Source organism: Mycolicibacterium pulveris (genome assembly GCF_010725725.1).
Lineage (GTDB): Bacteria > Actinomycetota > Actinomycetes > Mycobacteriales > Mycobacteriaceae > Mycobacterium > Mycobacterium pulveris.
This window is the reverse complement of record NZ_AP022599.1, coordinates 1,987,635-2,011,925: the sequence shown is the minus strand read 5'-3', so window position 1 is coordinate 2,011,925 and position 24,291 is coordinate 1,987,635. Positions and strand designations below refer to the sequence as shown.

Annotated in this window: 23 protein-coding genes; 7 read left to right on the top strand and 16 right to left on the bottom strand. The window is 67.0% G+C overall.

The annotated features are described in order from the left end of the window. Window positions 1-100: 100 nt before the first annotated feature. Both G6N28_RS09760 and G6N28_RS09755 read left to right on the top strand, forming a co-directional pair. Window positions 101-1,558, top strand: a complete 1,458-nt coding sequence (locus G6N28_RS09760; protein ID WP_179962049.1) for an aldehyde dehydrogenase family protein — start codon at window positions 101-103, stop codon at window positions 1,556-1,558. After that, complete coding sequence (locus G6N28_RS09755; protein ID WP_163899785.1) at window positions 1,555-3,954, top strand: CaiB/BaiF CoA transferase family protein; 2,400 nt, start codon at window positions 1,555-1,557, stop codon at window positions 3,952-3,954. Before G6N28_RS09760 ends, G6N28_RS09755 begins: the two co-directional genes overlap by 4 nt. A gap of 99 nt (window positions 3,955-4,053) precedes the next feature. Here G6N28_RS09755 and G6N28_RS09750 read toward each other — a convergent pair whose 3' ends face one another. The 3 genes from G6N28_RS09750 to G6N28_RS09740 all read right to left on the bottom strand — a co-directional run bounded on the left by G6N28_RS09750 (window position 4,054) and on the right by G6N28_RS09740 (window position 6,447). After that, on the bottom strand, window positions 4,054-4,527 hold the full coding sequence (locus tag G6N28_RS09750; RefSeq protein WP_128110505.1) for a MaoC family dehydratase: 474 nt from the start codon (window positions 4,525-4,527) through the stop codon (window positions 4,054-4,056). Then, on the bottom strand, window positions 4,524-5,720 hold the full coding sequence (locus G6N28_RS09745; RefSeq protein WP_163899784.1) for an amidohydrolase family protein: 1,197 nt from the start codon (window positions 5,718-5,720) through the stop codon (window positions 4,524-4,526). The genes G6N28_RS09750 and G6N28_RS09745 overlap by 4 nt, the downstream gene beginning before the upstream one ends. Before the next feature lie 91 nt (window positions 5,721-5,811). After that, window positions 5,812-6,447, bottom strand: a complete 636-nt coding sequence (locus G6N28_RS09740; RefSeq protein ID WP_163899782.1) for a cysteine hydrolase family protein — start codon at window positions 6,445-6,447, stop codon at window positions 5,812-5,814. 49 nt (window positions 6,448-6,496) lie between these two features. On the opposite strand from G6N28_RS09740, the gene G6N28_RS09735 reads away from it, so the two are divergent. Next, a complete protein-coding gene (locus G6N28_RS09735; RefSeq protein ID WP_163899780.1) occupies window positions 6,497-6,934 on the top strand; it encodes a nuclear transport factor 2 family protein in 438 nt (145 codons plus the stop codon). Here the strand turns inward: G6N28_RS09735 and G6N28_RS09730 are convergent. After that, window positions 6,924-7,826, bottom strand: a complete 903-nt coding sequence (locus tag G6N28_RS09730) for a TIGR03619 family F420-dependent LLM class oxidoreductase (protein WP_163899777.1) — start codon at window positions 7,824-7,826, stop codon at window positions 6,924-6,926. The genes G6N28_RS09735 and G6N28_RS09730 overlap by 11 nt on opposite strands. Before the next feature lie 14 nt (window positions 7,827-7,840). Continuing rightward, a complete protein-coding gene (locus tag G6N28_RS09725; RefSeq protein ID WP_235674529.1) occupies window positions 7,841-8,959 on the bottom strand; it encodes an acyl-CoA dehydrogenase family protein in 1,119 nt (372 codons plus the stop codon). Window positions 8,960-9,166: 207 nt separating this feature from the next. Between G6N28_RS09725 and G6N28_RS09720 the strand changes: the two genes are divergently transcribed. Genes G6N28_RS09720 through G6N28_RS09705 form a run of 4 tightly spaced genes read left to right on the top strand, consistent with a single transcriptional unit; the run spans window position 9,167 to window position 14,078 of the window. Beyond that, complete coding sequence (locus G6N28_RS09720) at window positions 9,167-10,360, top strand: amidohydrolase family protein (RefSeq protein WP_163899775.1); 1,194 nt, start codon at window positions 9,167-9,169, stop codon at window positions 10,358-10,360. A gap of 6 nt (window positions 10,361-10,366) precedes the next feature. Further along, window positions 10,367-11,347 carry an acyl-CoA dehydrogenase family protein gene (locus tag G6N28_RS09715; protein WP_163899773.1) on the top strand — a complete coding sequence of 327 codons (981 nt, stop codon included), beginning with the start codon at window positions 10,367-10,369 and terminating at the stop codon, window positions 11,345-11,347. Next, the gene (locus G6N28_RS09710) at window positions 11,344-12,540 is read left to right on the top strand and encodes an acyl-CoA dehydrogenase family protein (protein ID WP_163899771.1); all 1,197 of its coding nucleotides are present in this window, start codon (window positions 11,344-11,346) and stop codon (window positions 12,538-12,540) included. Before G6N28_RS09715 ends, G6N28_RS09710 begins: the two co-directional genes overlap by 4 nt. Continuing rightward, window positions 12,540-14,078 (top strand): class I adenylate-forming enzyme family protein, encoded by a 1,539-nt coding sequence (locus G6N28_RS09705; protein WP_163899769.1) that lies wholly within the window; start codon window positions 12,540-12,542, stop codon window positions 14,076-14,078. The genes G6N28_RS09710 and G6N28_RS09705 overlap by 1 nt, the downstream gene beginning before the upstream one ends. On the opposite strand, the gene G6N28_RS09700 is transcribed toward G6N28_RS09705, so the two are convergent. The 11 genes from G6N28_RS09700 to G6N28_RS09650 all read right to left on the bottom strand — a co-directional run bounded on the left by G6N28_RS09700 (window position 14,075) and on the right by G6N28_RS09650 (window position 24,284). Further along, complete coding sequence (locus G6N28_RS09700) at window positions 14,075-15,253, bottom strand: amidohydrolase family protein (RefSeq protein WP_163899767.1); 1,179 nt, start codon at window positions 15,251-15,253, stop codon at window positions 14,075-14,077. The genes G6N28_RS09705 and G6N28_RS09700 overlap by 4 nt on opposite strands. A gap of 138 nt (window positions 15,254-15,391) precedes the next feature. Then, the gene (locus G6N28_RS09695; protein WP_163899765.1) at window positions 15,392-16,279 is read right to left on the bottom strand and encodes a TIGR03619 family F420-dependent LLM class oxidoreductase; all 888 of its coding nucleotides are present in this window, start codon (window positions 16,277-16,279) and stop codon (window positions 15,392-15,394) included. 11 nt (window positions 16,280-16,290) lie between these two features. After that, the gene (locus tag G6N28_RS09690) at window positions 16,291-17,049 is read right to left on the bottom strand and encodes an SDR family NAD(P)-dependent oxidoreductase (protein WP_163899763.1); all 759 of its coding nucleotides are present in this window, start codon (window positions 17,047-17,049) and stop codon (window positions 16,291-16,293) included. Then, window positions 17,046-17,639 (bottom strand): SDR family oxidoreductase, encoded by a 594-nt coding sequence (locus G6N28_RS09685; RefSeq protein ID WP_163899760.1) that lies wholly within the window; start codon window positions 17,637-17,639, stop codon window positions 17,046-17,048. The genes G6N28_RS09690 and G6N28_RS09685 overlap by 4 nt, the downstream gene beginning before the upstream one ends. 1 nt (window position 17,640) lies before the next feature. Further along, window positions 17,641-18,060, bottom strand: coding sequence for a hypothetical protein (locus G6N28_RS09680; protein ID WP_276001008.1), 420 nt, complete (start codon window positions 18,058-18,060; stop codon window positions 17,641-17,643). Window positions 18,061-18,081: 21 nt separating this feature from the next. Next, a complete protein-coding gene (locus G6N28_RS09675) occupies window positions 18,082-18,741 on the bottom strand; it encodes a hypothetical protein (protein ID WP_128110539.1) in 660 nt (219 codons plus the stop codon). A gap of 429 nt (window positions 18,742-19,170) precedes the next feature. Continuing rightward, window positions 19,171-20,622 carry a class I adenylate-forming enzyme family protein gene (locus tag G6N28_RS09670; RefSeq protein WP_163899758.1) on the bottom strand — a complete coding sequence of 484 codons (1,452 nt, stop codon included), beginning with the start codon at window positions 20,620-20,622 and terminating at the stop codon, window positions 19,171-19,173. Continuing rightward, window positions 20,619-21,419, bottom strand: coding sequence for an enoyl-CoA hydratase/isomerase family protein (locus tag G6N28_RS09665; protein ID WP_163899756.1), 801 nt, complete (start codon window positions 21,417-21,419; stop codon window positions 20,619-20,621). Before G6N28_RS09665 ends, G6N28_RS09670 begins: the two co-directional genes overlap by 4 nt. Next, the gene (locus G6N28_RS09660) at window positions 21,416-22,228 is read right to left on the bottom strand and encodes an enoyl-CoA hydratase/isomerase family protein (protein ID WP_163899754.1); all 813 of its coding nucleotides are present in this window, start codon (window positions 22,226-22,228) and stop codon (window positions 21,416-21,418) included. Before G6N28_RS09660 ends, G6N28_RS09665 begins: the two co-directional genes overlap by 4 nt. After that, the gene (locus G6N28_RS09655) at window positions 22,225-23,472 is read right to left on the bottom strand and encodes an acyl-CoA dehydrogenase family protein (RefSeq protein ID WP_163899752.1); all 1,248 of its coding nucleotides are present in this window, start codon (window positions 23,470-23,472) and stop codon (window positions 22,225-22,227) included. The genes G6N28_RS09660 and G6N28_RS09655 overlap by 4 nt, the downstream gene beginning before the upstream one ends. A 5-nt stretch (window positions 23,473-23,477) precedes the next feature. Further along, window positions 23,478-24,284, bottom strand: a complete 807-nt coding sequence (locus G6N28_RS09650; RefSeq protein ID WP_163899750.1) for an enoyl-CoA hydratase/isomerase family protein — start codon at window positions 24,282-24,284, stop codon at window positions 23,478-23,480. Window positions 24,285-24,291 lie beyond the last annotated feature (7 nt).

Sequence of the window (24,291 nt, the reverse complement as noted above, 5' to 3'; positions counted from 1 at the left end):
ATGAAGCGGTGTACACACATGTCACTGATGTCGGACAGCGTGTGCCTGACTGGGACGGTGGTCACCATCAGGCGGAGAACCGGGAAGGTCCAGTGATCTGATGGCCGCGTCCAGCCTTGTCGACAGCTATGACCTGTTCATCGATGGCGGTTGGGTGGCGCCGGACAGCGGCCGGTACGACGTGACGAATCCAGCCACCGAGACGGTCATCGCGGCCGCGCCGGACGCCGGCACCGCACAGGTCGAACAGGCCATCGCCGCCGCGCGGACCGCTTTCGACAGCGGCCCGTGGGCAACGGCGGCGCCGGAGGAACGGGCGCGCTGTTTGCGGCAGTTGAGCGATGCGCTGCTCGCCCGCGGCGACGAGATCTACGCGCTGGCCCAGACCGAATGGGGATGCACAGCAAACGAACGACTGATCCACGTCGACGGGCCCGCCTTCATGGTCGGCCACGCCGCCGAACTCGCGCTCGAGCCGGCCGAAGCGCCCATGGACGCATGGGGCGCGGCGGGCACGACGCTGTTGCGCTACGAGCCCCTTGGCGTCGTCGCGGCCATGACACCCTGGAACTTCCCGCACACCCTCAACGTGATGAAGCTGGGCGCAGCGCTGGCCGCGGGCAACACCCTCGTCCTCAAGCCTTCGCCTCTCACGCCGCTGGCCGGCCTGGCGCTTGCGCGAATCATCCTGGAGGACACCGACATTCCCCCCGGCGTCGTGAACGTCGTCACCCCGACCGGGCTTGACGCCAGCAGGATGCTGACCCTCGACCCACGCGTGGACATGGTGAGCTTCACCGGTAGCTCGTCGGTCGGTCGCGACGTGATGGCCGGCGCGGCGACAACGATGAAGCGGATCCTGCTGGAATGCGGTGGCAAGTCGGCCTGCGTGCTGCTCGACGATGTGGAGCTCACCGACGAGCTGCTCGAGCGGCTGCTGTTCGAGGGATGCACGCTGCACGCGGGGCAGGCGTGCATCCTCAACAGCCGGCTGGTGGTGCCCGACGCGCTGCACGACGAGGTCGTCGACCGGCTCGCCGAGCTCGCGCGCGCGGTGACGGTCGGCGACCCCACCGACGACGGGGTGACGATGGGACCGCTGATCACCAGGCAGCATCTGGAGCGTGTCGAGGGGTTCGTCCGGCGCGCCGAATCCGACGGCGCAAAGGTGGTCACCGGCGGTGTGCGTCACGAAAGCCCATCGGGTGGAAGCTATTTCGAGCCGACAATCCTGACCGACACCAGCGCCGACTCCTACATCGCGCAGGAGGAGGTCTTCGGTCCGGTGCTGACGGTGCTGCGCTACCGTGGCGACGACGAGGCCGTGGCCATCGCCAACGACTCCGCCTACGGTCTCGGCGGAGCGGTGTGGGGTACCGATGTCGATCGGGCGCTCGGGGTCGCGCGGCGCATCAGGACCGGGCAGGTGTCGATCAACGGCACCATTCCCGGTGACGCGCCCTTCGGCGGCTTCAAACAGAGCGGCATCGGGCGCGAGGGCGGGGTGATGGGCTTGCGGGCCTATATGGAGCCCAAGGCAATCGGGGTTCCGGCGTGAGTTCGGCGCTGGCGGGGCTACGGGTCGTCGAGCTGGGTAGCGAGATCGCGGCACCGTATTGCACCAAGCTGCTGAGCGACCTCGGTGCCGAGGTGTGCAAGATCGAGCCGCCGCAGGGTGATCCGCTACGCAGTTGGGGTCCGTTCCGTGACGGTGTACCGAAGCACGGCGGGCTCTACGAATACCTGAACGCTGGAAAGCGCGGTTTGACAATCGATCTCGAAACGTCGTCCGGACTGACGCGAGCGCACGAGCTGATCGCGCAGGCCGACGTGCTGGTCGAGGATCTTCCTGCCGGGTCGGCCGACCGGTTTGAATGGGGACTCGACCGTGAAGCCCTGCAACAGCGCAACCCCGGCCTCGTCGTCGTCAGGATCTCCGACTACGGCCAGGACGGCCCGCGGCGAGGACAACCGTCGACACCGCTGACGCTGCAGGCGGCGTCGGGATGGGTCAACATCCGTGAGTTCGGCCGACCGCCGGTGCAAGCCGGCGCGCGCATACCCGAGTACATCGTGGGAGGATACGCGGCGCTCGCGGCGCTGACCGCGCTGCGTGTCTCCAGCGCCGAACAGGACCGGGTGGTGGAAGCCGACGTCTCTGCATACGAATCGCTGTTGAGCACCTTGCCGTATCCGATGTTGCTTGCTGAGCGGCTGAAAAGCATGGGGTTACCGACGAATTCGAAGGCCGCGCCGATGCTCGGTATCGTGCGGGCCGCCGACGGCTGGATCGGAATCAACTGCCTGACCGGACAGCACTGGCTGGACGTGTGCGCGATGATGGGGTTGCCGGAGTTCGGCGAACATCAACTCGCCATCATGCTGGGCGGTCCGGAGCGTGACGAGTTCTTCGCGAAGGCACAGCCCTGGCTGGACTCGATGTCGGTGGCCGACCTGGTGGAACTCAGCCAGGCGATGCGGATTCCGGCCGCTCCGATCAACGACGGATCCTCGATCCTGGACTGCCCGCAGTACCGCGAGCGCGGCTTCTTCGTCGAGGCGGGCCCCGAAGGTGCGCGCTTCACGCGGCCCGGCGCGCCGTTCCGTCTGTCGAAGACGCCGGTGCCTGCGCCGGGGCGGGCACCGGTTTTCGGCGCGGCTGACACCGTGCAGTGGACGGCCCGCGGACAGCGCGACGCGGGGTTTCTGGGCGACGGGCCAGCCGACGCGGCGAACCCGTTCGCGGGCCTGAAGGTGTTCGACCTCAGCACATTCTGGGCCGGCGCCTATCTCACGTGCTACCTCGGCGCGTTCGGCGCCGACGTGATCAAGGTCGAGTCGATCCAGCGTCCCGACGGGCATCGCTACTCGGGCTCTCTGCTGCGCAGCAGCGATGACTGGTACGAGATCGGGCCGTTGTGGCAGGGCACCAACCTCAACAAGCGCGACGTCACGCTCGACCTCAGCAGCGACACCGGCCGGGAGTTGGCGCTGCGGCTGGCGGCCGATGCCGACGTGGTGGTCGAGAACTTCTCGCCCCGGGTGGTCGAACAGTTCGGGTTGGACTACGACTCGCTGACGAAGGTCAACCCCGGGGTGGTCATGGTCCGCATGCCCGGCTTCGGCCTGGATGGCCCGTGGCGTGATTACGTCGGCTGGGCCTTGAATATCGAACAGCTGGCCGGGATGTCGGCGGTCACCGGATATGCCGACGGTCCGCCGTGCAATCTGCAGGGCCCGGCCGATCCGATCGCGGGCGTGCACGCGACGGTGGCATTGCTCGCCGCGCTCGAACACCGACGCCGCACGGGTGAGGGGCAGTTGATCGAAGTGGCGCAGATCGAGGTCGGCGCCGCGGTGACGCCCGAACCCGTCATCGAGTACTCGATGACCAAGCGTGTGCGCAAACGCGAGGGCAACCGGCACCGCCAGTACGCACAGGGCGTCTACCGCGCACAAGGGGAAGACGATTGGGTCGCCCTCTCAGTGCGCGACGACACCGATTGGGCCGCGGTCACCGAGGTCATCGGTCGCCCCGAGCTGCGCGACGACCCCACGTTCGCCTCGACGGATTCCCGGTTGGCGCATCACGACGAGCTCGACGAGGTGATCGCCGAAGGAGTCGCGACGCGAACGGCCGAGGAGTTCGCCGAAGCGCTGCTGCAGCGCGGTGTGCCCGCACAGCGATTGATGACGGGCGATCGGATGTACGACGTGGACCAACTCGACGCGCGGGGATTCTACGAGGACCTCGACCATCGCATCGCGGGCCGACAACGCTTCCCCGGCTGGCCCTTTCGGATCACCCCGGGGCCGTCACGCCACCACCGCTCGGCGTCGCCGACGCTTGGCCAGCACAACGACGAGGTGCTCGCGGCGCTTGGCCTGACGCCGGCCGAGATATCGGCCCTGCGTGAGCGGCAGGTCATCGGCGAACGGCTGCTGAACCCCTGACGTCATCCTGTGGCGAGCAGACGCAAAAACCCCTAAAATGGCACCACTTTGGGGGTTTTGGCGTCTGCTCGCGGGAAGGGTGCTCGGTCGGGAGCGGGTCTACTCGACCATCGCGGCGATGGTGTCGACCACGCATGCCGGCCGCTCGGAGCCCTCGACCTCCACGGTGACCCGCACCGTGGCCCTGGCGCCGTTGTCGGTGCGGTCCACCTTGATCAGCTCGGCACCCGCGCGGATGCGTGAGTCGACCGGCACGGGCGCCGGGAACCGCAGCTTGTCCACGCCGTAGTTCACCTGCATGGACAAGCCGGTCACCTTGTAGATCTGTTGGACGAGAATGGGCACCAACGACAGCGTGAGATAGCCGTGGGCAATCGTCTTGCCGTAGGGCCCTTTCGCCGCCTTCTCGGCGTCGACGTGGATCCACTGGTGGTCACCGGTCGCCTCGGCGAACAGGTCGATCTCCTTCTGGGTGACCTTGCGCCATTCGCTGTACCCCAGGTGCTCGCCGACGTGCGCCTCGAAGCCGGCGATGCCGTCGTACTCCGTCGGCGAAGCGGTTGTCCGCGTCATGCCGGAACCCGTTGAAGCCCCAGTTGCTCGATGGCGTTGCCGCCCATGATCTTCGCCTCGACCGTCTCCGGCAACCCCTCCAGCCGGTCGACGAAGCTCAGCGGGTCGCCGATACCTTCTGGATGGGGGAAGTCGGAGCCGAACATCACGTGATCCTCACCCATGATGTCGACGATCCCCTTCACGTCGTCCTCGAGGAACGGGTGGATGTAGACGTTGCGCTTGAAGACGTCGACGGGGTGCTCGTCGAACTCTTTCGGCATCGTCCGGTACGCCTTGTCGAGCAGACGCAAAAGGTTGCGCACCCAACCGCTGCCGTTCTCCACGACGAGTACCTTGAGGTCCGGGAAGCGGGACAGGGCACCGTGGCAGATCAGCGCCGCCAGGGTGTCCTCCATGGCCCGGAACCCCATCACCACCTCGCGCAGTGCGCTGGGCTTGAAGGACAGGTACTCGTCACCGCCCTCCCATTCCATGAGGTGCTTCTGGTAGCCGCTGTCGGCGGCGTGAAAGGTCACCGGCACGCCCGCCTTGACCACTTCCTCCCAGAAGGGGTCGAATTCGGGCAGCCCCATGGATCGCGAGCCGCCGAACCGGCTCGGCACCGGTGCGGGTCGCACCAGGAAGGTCTTCATACCGCGCTCGAGACACCAGTGGAACTCCTTGATCGCCTCATCGACCAGTGGGAGGCAGATCACCGGGGTGGCGAAGATGCGGTCCTGGTAGTTGAAGGTCCAGTGTTCATGCATCCACTCGTTGAGGGCATGGATGATCGCGTGGGTCAGGACGACGTCGTCGGTGGTGCGCTCCTCGATGAGGCTGGCGAGGGTCGGGTACATCACGCACTGGTCGATACCCAGTTCGTCCATGAGTTCCAGTCGAGGTGCCGGTGATTGGTAGGCGGGAATGATATCCATGGGCTCACCGATGAATTCGCGAAAGTTCAACCCCTCGGGATTGTTTCCCAGGAAGTAGTCCTCTGCGCTGCCCGGCCGTGCCACCCGTTCGAACGTCGGGTTGGGGATCATGTGGCTGATGCGGTCCTTGACGACCAGCTTGGGCCGCCCGTTGACGTCGACGTAGCCGACCTTGCCCTTGTGTTCCCTCGGCAGGTACTTGGTGAGGGCGTCCGTCGTCTCGTACATGTGGTTGTCGATGTCGAAGACCGGATACGGCAGGGACCGGGTAGACATGTGGCCGACCTCCTAAGAGCAGCGAATATGACCGTTTGCGGTTATTGAGAATGACGTTATCACCAAAGCTCGGGCTACATCCAGAGCGGGGTTAGGTGGCGGCCAGTTCCTTCCACGCCTGCACCACCGCGTCGGTCGTGGTCACCGTCGCGAGCAGGGCCAACGTGTTGTCGATGACCGACTCCGCATACTCGCGGGGATATCCGCTCACCGCATCGCGCGGTAGCACGAACTGGTAACTCCGGTTGACGGCGTCCATGGCGAAGTTGGTGATCGCGACGTTGACCGAAACACCCACTCCCACAATCGTCTTGATGTTCATGTTGCGCAGCACGGAGTCGAGGTCCGTCCCGGTCATTGGTCCGACACCGTGTAGGCGGGTCAGCACGATGTCGCCGGGGTCCTCGCCGAGCTCGGGTAGCAGGGAGGCGCCGGGGCTTCCCGGCGTCAAGTCGGCGGGAAAAGACTTGCCCGCCATGAACAGCCTGGCGTTGGTGTTGGCCCCGCGGTTGTCGGGGCGCCTCTGAATCAGGCAGTGCACCACCGTGACGCCGGCCGCGCGCGCGGCGTCGAGCAGCCTGGCGATGTTCGGGATCGCTTCGCGACGCGCCTCTTCGGCGAGCATCGGCAGGCCCGCTTGGGGGCCGATCACCCCGCCCTGGCATTCCTGGGTGACCAGTGCGGTGGTGGCTGGATTGATCAGGTCGAGCAGGCTTGGTTGCGGCATGAGAACACACGTTATCGTGAGCCGACAATTTTTGTTTACAGGAGTGCAGATGGACAGCTGGGAGCTGGAGGTGCGGGAGTCTGTTCGCCAGACGCTATCCGACTACACCGCGGCCACTGATCGCTTCGACCTCCACTCGCTGGCGCAGTGTTTCGCGCCCGACGGTGTCCTGGAATTCAGCGGCGGTGCCGAACCGCTGACGGGGCCCGCGGCCATCGAAGCGGGTCTCGCTGCGGCGATGGCCCAGGAGCCGGGTGCGGCCAAGCGAGGTCCGTCGTACGTCCGCCATCACGTTTCGAGCATTCGCTTCGGCGCGGTCGTGCGGGATCGTGTCGAGGTCAGCAGCTACTTCGCGGTGCACACCGACGTCGGGCTCGACCACTGGGGCCGCTATCGCGATGTCCTGATACCGGTCGAGGGGCGGTGGTTGTTCGCACACCGGCGAATCGGTGTCGACGGGTTTACCGCCGACAGCCTCATGCGGTGATGAACTCCTCGGCGAACGCATGTGCGCGTTCGAGGACTTCGGCGCGGTTGGCGCCCTGGGGAGCGATGGTCAGCCAGGTCACGCCCATCGACTCGAGTTTCGTGATGGTGGCGTGGCGTTCGTCGGCCGATCTGCTGTCGTCGAGCATGGTGCCCGCCGAGAAGCAGATATCGAGCGGCTCGGTGCGACCGATCTCGGCCGCGTACTTCTTGGCCCATCCGATCGCCGCCTCCAGTTCCTCGAGTGTGGAGATTTCCGCGGTGCGCGACGCCGTCGCGTAGCCGAAGGTGTTGAACGGTGCCCAGCCCTGGGCGCGTGACACCGCGCGCCGCACGGCGGTTTTGCTGTTGCCGCCCACCCAGATCGGTGGAGGAGCCAAAGGAACCGGCCGCAGCCGGACTCCGCGCGCGTTGAACGACGTGCCTTCGTAGGCGGTGTCCTCACCGGTCATGACCTTGGCCAGCACGTCGAGCGCTTCGTCGAGCAGTGCCCCGCGATTGTCGAAATCGACTCCCAGCGCCCTGAATTCGGGCTTGAGATAGCCGGCCGCCGTGCCGAGGATGAGCCTGCCCCCGGACAGCACGGCAAGGCTGTGGATCGACTTCGCGCCCAAGAAGGGGTTGCGGTAGGCGGCGATGTAGACGTTGGTCAGCAGTTTCACGTCGGTGGTGGCCGCAGCGGCGAACGACAGCGCGACGAACGGGTCCAGCGCGTGGTGTCCGCCGTGGTCGAGCCACTTCGCGTCGGGTGCCGGGTGGTCGGTGACGTGCACCGCGGCGTATCCGTTGGCCTCGGCGACGCGGGCGATCTCCGCAATCGCTTCGGCGGTGACGAACTCCGGCACGGCCTCCACTCGTTGGGTGGGCAGTTCGAGCGAGTACGAAACGGGCATCGTCGTCCTTCCGGCTAGTGGCTTGATGTGGTGACCAGGGTGGCCAGGCGTTGGGCGTGGTAGTCGGGGCTGCCGAAGATCAACTGGGTGGCTTTCGCGCGACGGACGTAGAGGTGTGCGTCGTGCTCCCAGGTGAACCCGATGCCACCGTGGATGCGCATGTTGTCCAGTGCAACCTGGAGAAACGCCTCCGAGCAGGCCATCTTGGCCACCGAGACCGCCACGGCCCGCTGTTCACCGTCGGGAACCTCGGCGGCGTGCTGCAAAGCGGAGCGGGCGCCCTCCACCAGTACGAGCATGTCCGCGCAACGGTGCTTGACGGCCTGAAAGCTGCCGATGGCGCGTCCGAACTGGATCCGTTCTTTGGCGTAGTGCACGGCCATGTCGAGGCAGCGTTGCGCCGCACCCACCTGTTCGGCGGCGAGCGCGACGACCGCGAGGTGGTATGCCCGCTCCAGGCCGGCCGCCGCGCCGCCGTCGGCGCCGATGAGCCGGGCGGGGACGCCGTCGAAGCTCACCTTGGCCACCTTGCGTGTACGGTCGAGCGTTGCCAGTGGCTCGCGGGTTAGCCCGTCGGCGTCCGCGCTGACCGAGACCAGCGAGATGCCCGCGTCTGTATTCGCCGCGGCCAGAATGATATTCGCCGTGTGTCCGTCGATAACCCGTTCGGCGTCTCCGTAGAGCCGGTAGCCGTCGTCGTCGCTGCGCGCCGTCAACGTCACCGCGTCGGGATCCCAGGCATCCAGAGTTCCGTTGAGAACGACGGTGGCGGTCTTCGAACCGTCGGCGAGCGAGGGTAGGTACTCGCTCATCGCGGCCGCGTCTCCGCTGCCGAGCAGCGTCGGGATCGCCAAGGCGACCGTGGCGAAGAACGGCGCACACAGCAGCGCCGCGCCCATCTCCTCGAAGACGACCGCCAGCTCCCGCATGCCCGCCGCGGCGCCCCCGAACTCCTCGGGTACCGCGATCGCGGCCAGGCCGAGGTCGGCGGTGAGTTCGTGCCAGACCCGCTCGTCGTAGCCCGCCGGAGAATCCATCACGGCCCGCACGGCGCTGCTCGGCGAACGCGCGGCAAGGAAATCGCGAACCGTATCGCGGAGGTCGCCCAGATCAACCCCGTCAGCTGTAGACACGCCGACCGCCTACGCCCACCGCGGCCAATTTCGTTGGTGCAGCCATGTTTTCCTTCCACACGGGCGAGGCGGTGACCACCATCGAGGTGACCCGTCCGACAGCGACCGCACCGATTGGAGACATCCCGGGGATAGGCATTACCGATCGAGGATAGTATCTTTTCCTGAATGAGAGAATAAGCATTCTCGCAACTAAGGAGCGGCGCGGTGACCACCCTCGACTACGGCATCATTGACTGCGATACGCACTGCTACGAGACACGGGACGCGTTCACCCGGTATCTGCCCGAAGAGTTCAAGGACCGCGCGATCACGACCGTGCGGGGCGCCGACGGTGTGGAGGTGATTCTCGCGGGTCGCCGGGTGGCAACGTTCAACAGCGAAGGTGGCCTCGGCCTGGACGTGGCGTACCGCCCGGGTTCGCTCAAGGAGATGCTGCGCCAGATGGGTTCGGGCAACCCCGAGGAGTCCTACGAACCGCAGCCCATGCAACCCGAGTACATCGAACGTTCGGCCCGGCTGGCGGTGATGGCCAAGCAGAACGTCGAGCGGATGGTGATCTATCCCAGCGGGATGGCGCTGGCCGCCGAACACTACGTCGACGACACCGCTGCGCTGTACGCCAACCTGCGGTCGTTCAACCGCTGGATCGACGAGGAGTGGGGCTTCACCTTCGAGGACCGCATCTACGCGACCGCGCTGCTGTCGCTGCGCGACCTCGATTCCGCGGTGGCCGAGACGGAGGCGATCATCGCCGCGGGCGCCAAGTTCGTGATGCTGCCGACGGGCCCCGCCTACGGGCGGTCGCCGGGCGACCCGTACTTCGACCCGGTCTACGCGCGGCTCGAAGAGGCCGGCTGCGTGCTGGTGTACCACATCATGCCGTTCTGGTACTTCACCGCGATCTCACCCGCATGGGGACACAACCCCGACCCGGCGTCCTGGCACATGTCGGCGTGGCAGTGGATGAACATCTACGGGCAGCGGCCGATCGAGGACACGCTCTCGGCGCTGATCTTCGACAACCTGTTCGGCCGCTTCCCGAAGCTCAACGCGCTGGTCGCCGAGCACGGCGCCGAGTGGGTGCCGTACTTCGTCAAGCACATGGACAAGAGCAGGGGAATGGGCCGCAACGGCCCGTGGATCGGCGGCAAGCTCACCGAGCGGCCGTCGGCGATCTTCCGCAGGCACGTCCGCGTGGTGCCGTACCCGGAGGACGACATCCCCGGCATCGTCAACAGCCTCGGCTACGACGACGTCCTGGTGATGGGTTCGGATTTCCCGCACGCCGAAGGGCTGGCCGAACCGGCGGACTTCGTCAAACTGCTCGATCCGCTCGACGACGCGGCGAAGCGGCGCATCATGCGCGGCAACGCCGAAGAGCTGTTGCTGCGGAGCTGACCGGCGGTGGGCACTGAGGGAGATGCCGCCCTCGACGATGCAGTCGACATCGAACTGGTTCGTGGTGCGGCGCGAGCGTTCCTGACCGGATGCGACGCGCAGGATTCGCTCAAAGATCTTGCGGCGATGGACTGGACGGGTCTGCTGGTCGAGGAGGATGTCGGCGGCAGCGGGTGGCGGCCGGTCGAGGCGACGGTGATCGCCGAGGAACTCGGACGCGCGAACAACTCGACGCACTGGCTCGGTTGCGTCACGGCCGCGGCGGCGTTGAGTTCGGCGCCGGTCGACGTCCGTGACCGATGGTTGCCCCCGATGCTCGACGGAACCGGTACGGCGGCGTGTGCCCTGTTCGGGGATGTCACCCGTGTGGCGCGTGCGGATGTGGTCGACGTCATCGTCACGTTCGACGACAACGGGATTCGGCTGTTCGAGGCGGCGGGCACCCTGCCGCGCGAGCTCGACGACGAGCTGCTGGACGTCAACCGTCCGGTATGGCGGGTGGAGCTCGCCGGCGCGGAGAGCGTGCAGATCGGTGGACCCGAGCGTGCGCAGCAACTCCTCGCGCTGGCCAGGATCCTGCTCAGCGCGGACTCGCTGGGCGCGCTGTCGGCGACGTTCGAGCGGCTGGTCGCCTACCTCAAGGATCGGATCGCGTTCGGTGCGCCGATCGCGAGTTTCCAGGCGGTACAACACCGCCTGGTGGAGTTGCTGGTCTTCGAGGCCAAGGCGCGCGCGGTGCTCACCAAGGCGGCCCGCGCGCTGGCGTCCGACGCCGCGACGGGGGCGGGGTTGTCCGCCGTGGCGCACGCGTTCGTCGCGGCCCACGCCACCGCCGCCGTCGACGAGTGCATGCAACTCTCGGGCGGCATCGGGTTCACCTGGGAGTACCCGCTGCATCATGACCTGCGGCGGGTGTTCACCAACGGGTACCTGCTCGGCACGGCGCGCTCCAGTCGCGCGCTGTTCGCGGCGGGGGCCGGGTGGTGAGCGCCGCGACTGCCCGGCCGACCGAGGCCGAGCTGGCCGGGTTCCGCGACCGCGTCAAAGCGCACATCGCCGAGCATGCGCCGCCGTTCGAGGCCCGCGAGGGCCATCGCGCGCCCGTGACCGCCGAGCAGGAAGCGCGACTGCGCACCTGGTTCGCGTCGTTGTTCGATGCCGGTTTCGTCGGTGGGGACTGGCCGGTCGAGTACGGCGGACGTGCGGACCACCACCCGCTGCACGACCGGATCGTCTCCGAGGAGATTCTGCGGGCACGCGCGCCACGGCCCGTCGACCAGGTCAACCTGGCGGCGCACGTGCTGCTGCACTTCGGCTCCGATGAGCAGAAATCCGCGCTGCTGCCGCGGATCCGGAGCAGCGAGCATGTGTGGTGCCAGTTGCTCAGCGAGCCCGATGCGGGCAGCGACATCGCCGCCGTGCGCTGCAAGGGCACCCGGCAGCCCCACGGATCGTGGGTGATCGACGGGCAGAAGACGTGGATCACCGACGGGCACTGGGCCGACATGGGTTTGGCGCTGGTGCGCACCGATCCGTCGTCCTCGCGTCACCACGGGCTGTCGGCGTTCGTCGTGCCGTTGACCGCACCGGGGATCGAGGTCCGTCCGATCCGCACGATCAACGAGGCGATCGAGGTCAACGAGGTCTTCTTCGACGGCGTGACGCTGGCTGCCGACAGCTTGATCGGCGAGCCCGGGCAGGGCTGGTCGATCATCATGGCTGGCCTGGATTTCGAACGCTTCGGCATCGGAGGCAACGTCATCCTGCTCGAGCTGCTGATCGACGACCTGGTCACGGTGGCGCGGCACGGCCGCATCGACGGCATGCCAGCGCTGCAGCACGAAGACATCCGGCATCAGGTCGCCGAGTTGGCCGTCGAGGTCGAGGTGGCCAAGGCCTTCATCGACGACCATGTCGAACGGATGGTAGCCGGCGCCGAGCAGACGGGCGATGGTTCGATCGCCAAGCTCAGCTTCGCCGAGACGTACCACCGGGTTTCGGCATACGGCGCGCAGTTGTCGGCAACGGTGTGCACGGTCGCGGATCCGGATGTGGCGCAGGCCAAACAGCGTCTGAAAGAATGCTGGCTGTGGTCTCGTGCATACACCGTGTCCGGCGGCAGCTCTGAGATGATGCGCAACATTCTGGCCAAACGACGACTGCTGCTGCCGACGCGCTGATGGCGCAAACCTACTGGGGGCTGGTCGAGGCCGGGGCGCGGAGGCATCCCGACCGCGTCGTTCTCGTCGACGACTACGGTCGCAGCCTGACGAACAGTCAGTTGCGCGACGCGGCGGAGCGCACCGCTGCCGCTCTGTCCGAACGTGGGGTCACCGCGGGCACCGTGGTGACGTGGCAGTTGCCGACCACGCTGGAGACGATGGTCGTGATGGTGGCGCTGACCAGGCTCGGCGCGGTACAGAATCCTGTGTTGCCGATCTGGCGCCAGAGCGAAATCCGTTTCGTGACAGAGCAGCTCGGTACCGAGGTGTTCGTCGTTCCCGGGGTGTGGCGCGGATTCGACCACGTCGCGCTCGCCGAGGAGCTGACGCGAGAACGGCCGATGACGATCGTGGTGGTCGACCACGACACGCCGATCGCGGGGGACCTTCGGCTGCCATCGGCGGATCCTGCGCTGCTACCGCCGCCGCCGGCGTCGGGCGAGGAAGCGCGGTGGGTCTACTACTCCTCGGGCACGACCGCGGCGCCGAAAGGCATCCGGCACTGTGATCGCTCGGTGATCGCCGGATCGGCAGGGGTGGTCGGCATGTTCGGCGCGTCGAGCAGCGACATCAACCCGATCGCGTTTCCGGTCTCGCACATCGGCGGCGCCGCGATGCTGGCCGCCAGCCTGCTGACCGGTATGCGCCTGGTGCTGTTCGACGCCTTCGATCCGGTCCACACCCCGAAGGCGGTCGCCGCGCACCGCCCGACGATGCTCGGTTCGGCAACGCCCTTCTTCGTCGCCTACATGGCTGCGCAGCGCGAGCACGGCGCCGAACCACTGTTTCCCGATCTGCGCGGGTGTGTCGGAGGCGGCGCGCCGATCACGCCCGAGCTGGGACGACAAGTGCGCGAGACGCTTTCGGTGGCCGGGATCGCGAACTCGTGGGGGCTGACCGAGTTCCCGGTGGTGACCTCGCCGCCGCCGGACGGTAAACCGGAGGTTCTGGATCACACCGTCGGGCAACCCGTTCCCGGCGTAGCCATCCGGGTGGTCGACGACAACGAGCGCGAAGTGAGGGTAGGGGAGGAAGGCGAGCTGCGCCTCAAGGGACCCCAGTGTTTCCTCGGCTACGTCGATGCGTCGCTGGACGCCGATGCGTTCGACGCCGACGGCTGGTTTCGCAGCGGTGACCGGGGCCGTATCGACGCCGACGGCAACGTCGCGATCACCGGGCGCATCAAGGATGCCATCATCCGCAACGCCGAGAACATCTCCGCGCTGGAGATCGAGGGTGTTTTGGCCAGTCATCCGGCGGTTGCCGACGTCGCGGTCATCGGTGTACCGGATGCCCGTACCGGCGAACGGGTGTGCGCGGTCGTCGTGGCGACCTCCGACATCACGCTGTCCGATCTCGCCGAGCACTGCCAGGCTCAGGGGCTGAGCAAGCACAAGTCACCCGAGCGGCTCGAGCTGGTCGAAGCGCTGCCGCGCAACCTCACCGGAAAGGTACTCAAGAACCAACTGCGTGACCGGTTCGGCGGGCTCGGCTAGACGCCGATCAGCTCCTTGAGGTTGCGACCCATCACGCGGGCCGTGGTCTCGGCCGGCAGATCTTCGAGTTCCTTGACGAAGTCCGCGGGCTCCGCGAGGCCTTCGGGATGGGGGTAATCGGAGCCGAACATCACGCGATCGGCGCCGAGAAGCTCGACGAGCTGCGACATGTCCTCCTCGTGAAACGGATTGATCCAGACGTGCCTGCGAAAGACGTCAGCCGGATGCTCGTCGAAATCCTTGGGCCTCTTGCGATACACCCGGTCGAACACGTCCAGCAGGCGGTACGCCCACGAGCCGCCGTTCTCGACAACGCCGATGCGCACGCCGGGAAAGCGTTCGAACACCCCGTGCGCGATGAACGCCGCAAGGGTATCGAAGATGTTCCTGCTCTCCTCGTAGATGAACCCGCGCAACTTGCTCAACGCGAACCCGTTGAACTCCGCGGCGTCCTCCCAGTCGTCGACGTAGCGCTCGTACCCGGAGTCCGAATTGTGCATCTGCACCGAGATTCCCGACGACTCCACCAAACGCCAGAAGTCGTCGAACTCCGGCAGCGCTGGTGAGCGTGACGTGCCGTCCTCACGAGGCACGGCTGCCGGCCGGATCAGCACCGTCCGGGCGCCGTTTTCCAGACACCACTCAAGCTCTTGGACACCGAGTGCGGGATCGTTGAGCGAGATCGCCGGGACGGGGAAGATTCGGTTCTCGTAGTTGAACGTCCAGTCCTCGAGCAGCCAGCGGTTGAAGGCATGCGTCACCGCGTGGGTCAGTTCGGTATCCGACTTCGTGCGTTCTTCGAGCATCCCCGCCGTGGTCGGGAACATCACCGCGCCGTCGACGCCCTGGCGGTCCAGCAGTGCAAGCCGCAGGTCCGGCCGGCGGAACTCGTCGGGGCACCTGATCGGGTTGGCAAGCTCACGCAGCGACTTGCCGTCCGGGTTGATGCCTCGAAAGTAGTCGGACCAGGCACCCGGCGTCGGGATCACCTCATAGGTCGGATTCGGGATGCACTCGGTGACGGTGCCGAGGATCTGAAGCTTCTTGCGGCCGTTGATGTCGACGAACTTCAACGCCTCCGAGTACTTCTCCGGCAGATAGCGCGTGTAGGCGTCGATGGTCTCGTACATGTGGTTGTCGGCGTCCCACACCTCGAACGTCTTGGCCTCGGTCATCGTCGGTTCCTCTCAGTCGCTGTCTCCGGCACAGATGTGTCCGGCAACGGCTGCGCTACGACGCGGTAGCGTCATTATCCTAAAACGAGAGGATACATTCTCGGTCGGTATCGAGCGTACCCGGATCGGGTGCTTGCTTCACTGGCCGGCAACCGCCGCGACGTGCGGCAGGCAGTCGATGATGCGGCGCGGTTCGTCGCCCGGTATCACGATTTGCAGATGATCGATGCCGAGTCGACGGACGGCGCCGCAGGTCTCGGCGAATGAACGGGCGTCGTCATACGCGGTAGACGCGACCGTGTACAGAGTGTCGGGCGATCGGCCGTGTGTCTCCGCTGCCCGTCGCAGCGCCGTGACGAGGTCGGTCAGCCGGGTGACCGACGTCGGCGCGGCGATCCACCCGTCCCCGATGCGCGCCGCACGGTCGATCGCCTTGGCGGAGTGTCCGCCGACCAGGATCGGTATGGGACGTTGGACGGGCTGCGGACGCGGGTCCATGGGAGCAAAATCGTAGAATTCTCCGTGGAATTCGACGTAGGGCTCATGTGCGCACCACAGCTTGCGCAACAACGCGATGTGCTCCTCGGCGCGAGCGCCGCGACGGTCCCACGGCATACCCATCGCCGTGGCCTCCTCGCGCAGCCAGCCGATACCGGCCCCGTAGGTCAACCGCCCGCCCGACAAGGCATCCAGCGTCGCCAGTTGCCTGGCGTTGGCGACAGGGTTGCGCAACGGAAGCACCGCAACCGACGTGCCCAGCCCGATGGTCGTCGTCCGGCCCGCAACCCACGCCAGCGTCGTCATCATCTCGTAGTTCGGTGCGAGGTTCTCGGCGAGCCAACCATCGGCGACCGGGGTGGGTTCTCGGCCCAGCATGTACAGCGAGGTGACGTGCTCAGGCAGCACGAGGTGGTCGACGGCCCACAGCCGGCGGAACTTGTGGCCTTCCGCAGCCTGCGCGAAATCCTGAAGAAACGACGGGGATGCCGAGGGTCCTGTGTGTGGCAGGACAAGGCCCGTCTCCATGGCGCTGCCCCCTACGGATTCATGTAGTGGCCGCCGTCGATGCCCAGGGTCTGTCCGGTGACGTAGCGCGCCTGTGGGCCGACGAGGAAGGCGACAGCGGCGCCGATGTCGTGTTCCGGGTCCCCGATGCGGCCCAGCGGGATTCGGCGTGCGAGGCGCTCTTCCATGGCGGGCTCCGCCTTGATCGCGGCGGTCATGGCGGGTGAATATGCCAGGGGCGACACGATGTTGACCGTGATGCCGTGCGGCGCCCATTCCCGCGCCAGGCTTTTGCCGAAGCCGCGCAGCGCCCCCTTCATCGTGGCGTAGAGCGGCAGGGTCGCGCTGCCTTCGATACCCGCAGGCGAGGTCATCACGACGAACGTCCCCCCGCGCTCCTTGAGCGCGGGGAACGCCGATAAGGCGCAGTGGTGGGCTCCGCTCAGCGACACCGAGAAGTGGTCGGTCCACAGTGCGTGGTCGACGTCGGCCAGCTGGTGCGGTTGGCTGGACAGATTGCTTGTTGCGTTGTGCACGACGGCGTCGAGCCGCCCGGTGGTGGTCACGGCGAGGTCGACGGCCCCGTCCACCGCTTCGGGGTCGGTCACGTCGCAACGTGCCCAGGTGGCACGACGACCGCGTGCGCCGATCTCGTCCACCACGTCCCGTCCGTTGTCGGATCTGGTGGCGACGACGACGTGGGCTCCCTCGGCGGCGAGAGCCAGCGCGATGCCGCGTCCCACCCCGGCACCGGCACCGGTGACCAGCGCCGTCAACCCCTCCAGGCTCACGGCAGCATCACCGAACCTCCATCGGCGACGACGGTCTCGCCGGCGAGGTGGTCGAGGCCCGGCCGCAGCAGGAACTTCACCGACTCGGCGACCGTGCGCATCAAGGTCGAATCGTCGGTGACGGCTGCGACGGTGAGATGACCGGCGGCGGTCCCGTCGCCGAACAGTGACAGCGGCGTGGCCACGAGATTGACCCCAATTCCTGAGGAAGACCATTGCCGGGCAGCTGATTTCACCATCGCGCGGATCCCCTCGATCGCGGTGGTGTACGCGAGGAGCCCGGCGGCACCCGCCATTCCGATGGTCGGGACCACGACGACGATGCGGCCTCCGTCGGTGGCCAGGGCCGACCGCACGCGTTGCAGCGCGGTGAGCATGCGCCACATTGAGTCGTCGACGAGGCGACGCCAGTCGTTCCCGTCGACCATCACCGTTTCGACGGGCTGCGGGCAAGGGTCGGCGACGATGACCGCGCCCGTGATCCCGGGCGGCAGCTCGCCCTCGCGGGCGACGGTGATCGCGTCGAGCTCGCTCGCCAGCGTGCCGGACAGTCCGTCGTCCGGGCCCAGGACCACCGTCGACGGGGCCATGTCACCCACCCGGCTGCTGTGCCATCCGCGCTTCGCGGATGGTGATCAGCTCGCGAAACCCGACACTCTCGTACCTCGGCTTGGGCTGAATGCCCCACTCGTCGCGTGCCGTCTGTTGGCCGGCCGCTTCAGGTGCCCCACCGAAAGGTGGCCCCCCGATCGGGTAGGGCTGTTGGCATTCGAGGCTCTCGTCGGAGAAGCGCACCTTCAGGAGCTCGCTGCAGATCTCGGTCAGCGACAGCGTCGGCCACCCGTACCAGATCGCCATCACCGGCACGGTCAGCGACCCCTCGATGACGAGGCCGAACAGGCAGACGTAGAGCCCACGTTTGAGCCACTTGTGCATCCGCGCCCAGGTCGGGGTGGTGCCCAGCGGCAGCGATTCTGCCGAATCCTTTGGCTCCACAGCGGAGTTGGCCATGGTGGTCCTTTCTCGGCTGCCTTAGTCGGAGAAGATCTCGCGGTTGACGGTGTGGAGGTACGGAATGGCGAGGAACGGCGTGATGTAGAAGATGTTGAACGCCCACCATCCGAAAACCGGCAATCCGACCGCCGTGTAGCGGACGTCGGCGTACATCGTCATGTTGAGGATGTAGCCGGTCCAGACGATCACGCCGAACCAGCACGTCACGATCGTCCATTGGTGGCCCCAGCGTTTCATCTGCAGCAGGGCGATCGCGGCGGCGATCCGCATGGGAAACGCGATGAGCACGCAGACCATCACCCACGCCTTCTCGCCGGGGGCGCCGGCGCCGCCGATCCAGAGTTCGTTGTAGTGCCAGAAGTAGCCCGCGTCGATGAGGTTGCCCCATGCGGTGAAGACCGTGCGGGTGATCAGGGCGTGGTTGGCGAACAGGTCGAGGGCCCAACCGATGCTGTTCAGCGCGGCGTCGAGGATGATGACGTATCCGATCAGTGTCACCATCATCGGCCGGACCGACAAGCCTTCGCGCTGGGCCTTCCGCAACAGGTAGATGCCGCGACAGAACACCGGCAGACCGATGAGACCGAGGACGAGGGTGCCCATGAGCGCGGTGCCGGCGATACACCAGCGATCGGCGCGGCGCTGCGCAGCGCGTGTCTGCGCCTCGTGGTCGTCCATGGTAAGCGACCGGTTTGGGCTCGGCGACGTCATCGGCGTCACCAGTCTCTGGTGAAGTACATCTGGACCTGGATCGCGAACATCGCGATCAGCACGCCGTAGATGAAGATCTGAAACGCGATCAAGCCGCGCTTACGCCGTCGATCCTGATCCTGCATCGCTTTCCTACCTCTGCTCGATCAGAATGTGCCGATGTTGCCGAGCATCCAGTAGAAGAAGGCGACCAGTCCGCACATCACCACCCAGGTCACGGTCAGCCGTACAAGTTCCTGCCACATCGTGCGCCCCTCTGCCGGCGAAAACCCTGGATCCCGACGAGAATAACACTGTTCTCAGATATGAGAAGAACCGTTTTCAACCGGCAATCCGCGCGAGCAGACGCGAAAACCCCCAAAACGGCGCCCAAAAGGGGGTGCACGCGTCTGCTCGTCAGACGTCGGCGAGCGCGGCGAGCTCGCGCTTGACGACCTTGCCGACGTCGTTGCGCGGCAGTCGATCGACGAAGACCACACGCACCGGAACGCGGTACGGCGTCAGGTGCTCACGGCACCAGGCGATCAGCTCGTCCTCGCCGAGCGAAGCGTCGGCACGGACGACGAAGGCCCACGGCACTTCGCCGAGCCGCTCGTCGGGCACGCCCACCACCGCGGCCTCCCGCACGCGGTCGGCGCTCAGCAGCACATCCTCGACGGCGCCGGGGAACACCTTGAGCCCGCCGCGGTTGATCATGTCCGACACGCGTCCGTCGAGCCAGAGAAAACCGTCCTCGTCGAACCAGCCCAGGTCGCCGGTGTGAAACCACCCGTCGTCGGTGAGTCGGTCGAGGAACGCGGGGTCGATCTTGCGGGCCGCTGTCGTGGGTGTGCGGACCATGACCTCGTCGTCGACGATCTTCACGTCGATACCCGGCAGCGGACGCCCGACCGAACCGAGCTTCGTCTCGCCCCACTCGCGGGCATCGGCGGCCGACCATCCGACGACCTCTCCGCCGAGCTCGGTTTGTCCGTAGGAATTCAGCACGATCACGCCGAACTTGTCGCGGAACCTGCCGGCCTGCACGGGAGACAGGGGGGCGGTGATGGAGCGGACGATCCGCAGTGGCGACAGGTCCGTGACCGCTTCGTCGTGCAGGACCATGGTCAACGCCGCCGGAGGCAGGACTGTGGAGCGCAGCTGGTGGCGCTTGACCAGCGCCGCGAAGTCCGCGGGGGAGAACCGGTCCATGAGCACGACGCCGGAGCCCGCCCGGAAGGCGAACAGTACCTGGTAGATACCCGCCCACAGGGACAGCGACAGCGGCACCAGGTTCGGCATCGGCGCCCGATTGTCCTTGCGGCTGGCGCCTTTTGCGCCCCGCAGCTTGGCCAGCAACCGGTCGATCAGGTCGAGCACGGTGCTGTGGCGCAGCGGCACCGGCTTCGGCGGTCCGGTGGTCCCGGACGTGAACTGCAGCAGAGCGACGTCGGCGTCGTACCGACGTGTGTCTGCGGGCGGTTGGCAGGACGACGTCAGAGTCCACGCCAGGTTCGATCCGGTGATGACGGGCACCGAGAACGCCGTGAACCTCTCGGCCAGTTCGGGCGTCGTGATCACCGCGACCGGCGTGAGGGTCTCGAGCTGGATGGCCAGCTCCGCATCGGCGGCCCGCGGGTTGAGCGGTGTGTACACGGCACCGGCACGCCAGGCGCCGAACAGCGCCGCGACCGTCGTGGCCTCGTTGGGAAGCATCGCCGCGACCACCTGACCGCCGCTCAGGCCGGCGTCGGTGAGCAGGACGCCCAGCCGGTCGGCGCTCGCGGACAGCTCGGCGCGTGACACGTCGACCGCCAGCGTGTGCACCGCGGTGTCGGGAAGATCGGCCAGCAGGTCGGCGAGGCTCACGAATCCGCCTCCAGTGGCCGCCAATTTGGGGTCCGTTTGTCGGCGAATGCCTGTGGGCCCTCGTCCTGGTCGGGATGACCCCACATCGACGTGAGGTGTTTGGCGCCCTCGCGGCATGCGTCGGTCAGGCCGTGCTCGAGAGCGCCCCACAGCGCGCGTTTGGTGGCCCGCATCGCGGCGGGCGAGTTCCTGGCGATCTTCTCGGCCAGCTCCTGCGCGACGTCGCGCAACTTGTCGGGCGGATCGACGATCTGGCTGATCATGCCGAGTTGGTATGCGCGTTGAGCGCTCAGGCGTTCGTGGCTGCCGGCCAGCGCCATCCGTAACACCGCCTCGGCCGGCATCTTTCGCATCAACGCGATCGTCTCCAGGGCACTGACCTGGCCGATGGAGACGTGCGGGTCGACGAAGGTGGCGTCCGAGGCGGCGATGACGACGTCGGCATCGGCGACCCAGTGCAGCCCACCGCCCGCGCACACCCCGTTGACCGCGGTGATGACCGGCTTGCCCACATTGCAGTGCCAGCCCGTCAACTTCAGATCGAGGGTTTCCATGACCTCCCGATACTGCTGCACGCCTTCGCCGTCGAGGTCGTCGACGTCGGCGCCCACCTGAAAGGCCCTGCCGTTGCCGGTGTGGACGATGACCCGCACATCAGGGTCGGCGTCCAGTTCCGCCCATGCCTTGGGGAACTCCTCGCGCATCCGCGCGTCGTACGCGTTGAGCCGGTCGGGCCGGTTGTTGATGATCCAGCCGACCGGCCCGCGGCGCTCGACGATCAATCTCTGGTAGGTCACGAAACCTCCACCGGGTCAAGTGGGTGCCAGTGCGCCGGCCGCTTCTCTCGCCACGCCCGTGCGCCCTCGGCGTGGTCGGGGTGGTCGCGCAGACGCCGGATGGTCTCAGCCGCGGCATTTCTCGCTTCCGACAGCCCGACTTCCAGGGAGTGCCAGAGCGCCTTCTTGGTGGCGCGCATCGCGGTGGGTGAATTGGTCGCGACGGCAGCGGCCAGCCGGCCGGCCTCCGCGCGGAGCTGATCGGCAGGAACGACCTGTGAGATGATGCCCAACTCGTAGGCACGCTGCGCGGAGATCCGCTCACCCTTGCCGCTGAGCGTCGTTCGGGTGATCGCCTCCATCGGCGACTTGCGCAGCAAGGTGATGGCCTCATACGCCACCGCCTGCCCGACCGACACGTGCGGGTCGACGAACGATGCGTTTTCGGCGGCGATGACGATGTCGGCGTCGGCGACCAGGTGCAGCCCCCCGCCGGCGCACACCCCGTTCACCGCCGCGATCACCGGCTTCCACACGTCACAGTGCCACGACGAGATCTTCAGCTCGGCATCCCGGGTGCGGCGCGAGTGTTTGCGCATGGCCTGCTTGTCCCTGGCGACCTGCACCACGTCCATCCCGGTACAGAACGCCTTGCCGTTGGCGGTGTTGACGATGACGCGCACGTCCGGATCGGTGTCCAGCTGGGTCCAGGCGGCCTCGAGCTCGTCGAGCATCAGCGCGTCGAACGCGTTGCCGGCATCGGGACGGTCCAGGATCAGCCATCCGACACCGTCGGACTTGTCGACGACCAACCGCTCGTAGCCGCTCATGAGCGCGGAATCTCTTTCCAGGGCTTGCCCTTCCACGGGTCCGGCTCTTTGGGCAGGCCGAGTACGCGCTCACCGAGAATGTTCTTGTTGATGTCAGTGGTGCCGCCCTCGGTGCTGTTGGCGAGGCTGCGCATCATGCCCTGTACCTCGCGAGGCAGCTCGTCCGGATCGTCGGACGCCGGCCAGGCCACCGCGGCCGTGCCCAACAGATCCACCATGAGATCCTGGATCTGCTGGTTGAGCGTGGCCTGGTGGACCTTGCCGATGGAGGACGCCGCACCTGGCGATTGACCGGCCGAAAGCGCCGCGCGCACACGCGCGTTGGTCCAGCCGCGGATCTGCTCCTGGGCCCACAGGCGCATGATCTTGCCTCGTACCACGGGGTCGTCCCAGCGCCCGGTTTCGCGGGCGAGCGAGATCAGCCGTTCCGCACTGGAGCCGCCGAGGCGGCCCATGCCACCGGATCCCGAACCCGACACCATCTGGCGCTCACTGGACAGGGTCGAGGCGCTGACCCGCCAACCGTCGTTGACGTCTCCGACCCGATGGGCGTCGGGGACACGCGCACCGTCGAGGAAGACCTCGTTGAACTCGGCCTCACCGGTGATCTGCCGCAGCGGCCGCACTGAAACGCCGGGTTGGTGCATGTCGAGCAGGAAGTAGGTGATGCCCCGGTGTTTGGGCTGATCGGGGTCGGTACGGGCGAGCAGGATCGCGAAGTCCGCCTCGTCGGCCCAGGTGGTCCACACCTTCTGTCCGGAGATCACCCAATCGTCGCCGTCGCGCACCGCGCGGGTGGCCAGCGAGGCGAGGTCGGATCCTGCGCCGGGCTCGCTGAACAGCTGACACCATTTTTCCTCGTTGCGCACGATGGGCGGCAGGAAGCGCCGCCGCTGCTCCTCGGTGCCGTGGCTGAACAGCGCCGCGGCGGTGTTGTTGAGCCCCAACGGGTTCAGCCGGGTCAGCCGCAGCGGCGCGAGCACGTCCTCGATTGCGCGTGCGACGTCCTTGCCTACGGCGAGGCCGCCGTGTTCGGGCAGCCAGGTCGGCGCCACCAGGCCGGAGCGAGCGAAAACCGGATACCAGTCCCGGTAATCCTGCGGGGTGCGCACGGACCGCAGCGCGGCGGGGCCCTCGGCTGCGGCTGTGCGCCAGCCGGCGGGTACTTCGGCCTCGACCCACTTCTGCACGATGCTGACAGCCTCGGCAGCGGTGGTCTCTGAGGTGATCGGCAGTGAGCTCACTGTCTTCAACGGCCTTTGAACTGTGCGTTGCGTTTGTCCCGGAAGGCGGCCAGGCCTTCCTTGAAATCCTCACTGCGGCTAGACAGTTCGAGTGCCATCGCTTCGTTGTGTAGATGACGGTCGAGATCGAGTCCGTTGCCGCTCTGCAGCAGCCACTTGGTGAGGCCCAGCGCCACCGTGGGTGCCCCTGCCAGTCGGTCGACGAGTTCGGCTGCGGCGGAGTCGAGTTCAGCGTCGGGATGAGCGCCGTGGATGATCCCCCACTCGGCGGCGGTGGTTCCCGAGAGCTCCTCACCGAGCATCAGCAAGCGGCGGGTGTGCACCAGCCCGACGAGCCGGGGCAGCAGCCAGGCCGCGCCGCTGTCGGGGGTGAAGCCGCGCGCCATGAACGGTTCCCAGAACCGGGCATCCTCGGCGGCGACGCAGAAGTCCGATGCCAGTGCGATGTGGAAACCCAGGCCGGCCGCCCAGCCGCGGACCACGGCGACGATCGGGACCTGAGTTTCCAGTAGCAACGGGATCAGCCGGTTGGCCTTGTTGGGCAGCCGGCGCTGGGTGCTGCCAACCCGGGGCGTGCGCTCGGACTTCGCGTTGTTGGCGACCAGGTCGGAACCCGCGCAGAAATCCGGTCCTGCGGCGTCGATGCGGATGACGCGCACCGCTTCGTCGGTTCCGGCCGCGGCGAGGTGGCCGACCATCGCGTCGAGCATGGTGTCGTTGACGGCGTTGCGTCTTTCGGCCCGGTCCAACGTCAGGCGCAGGACGGGGCCGTCCAATTCGGCTTGGAGCCCTGGCACGCTCGAGTAGCTCACGGCGGAA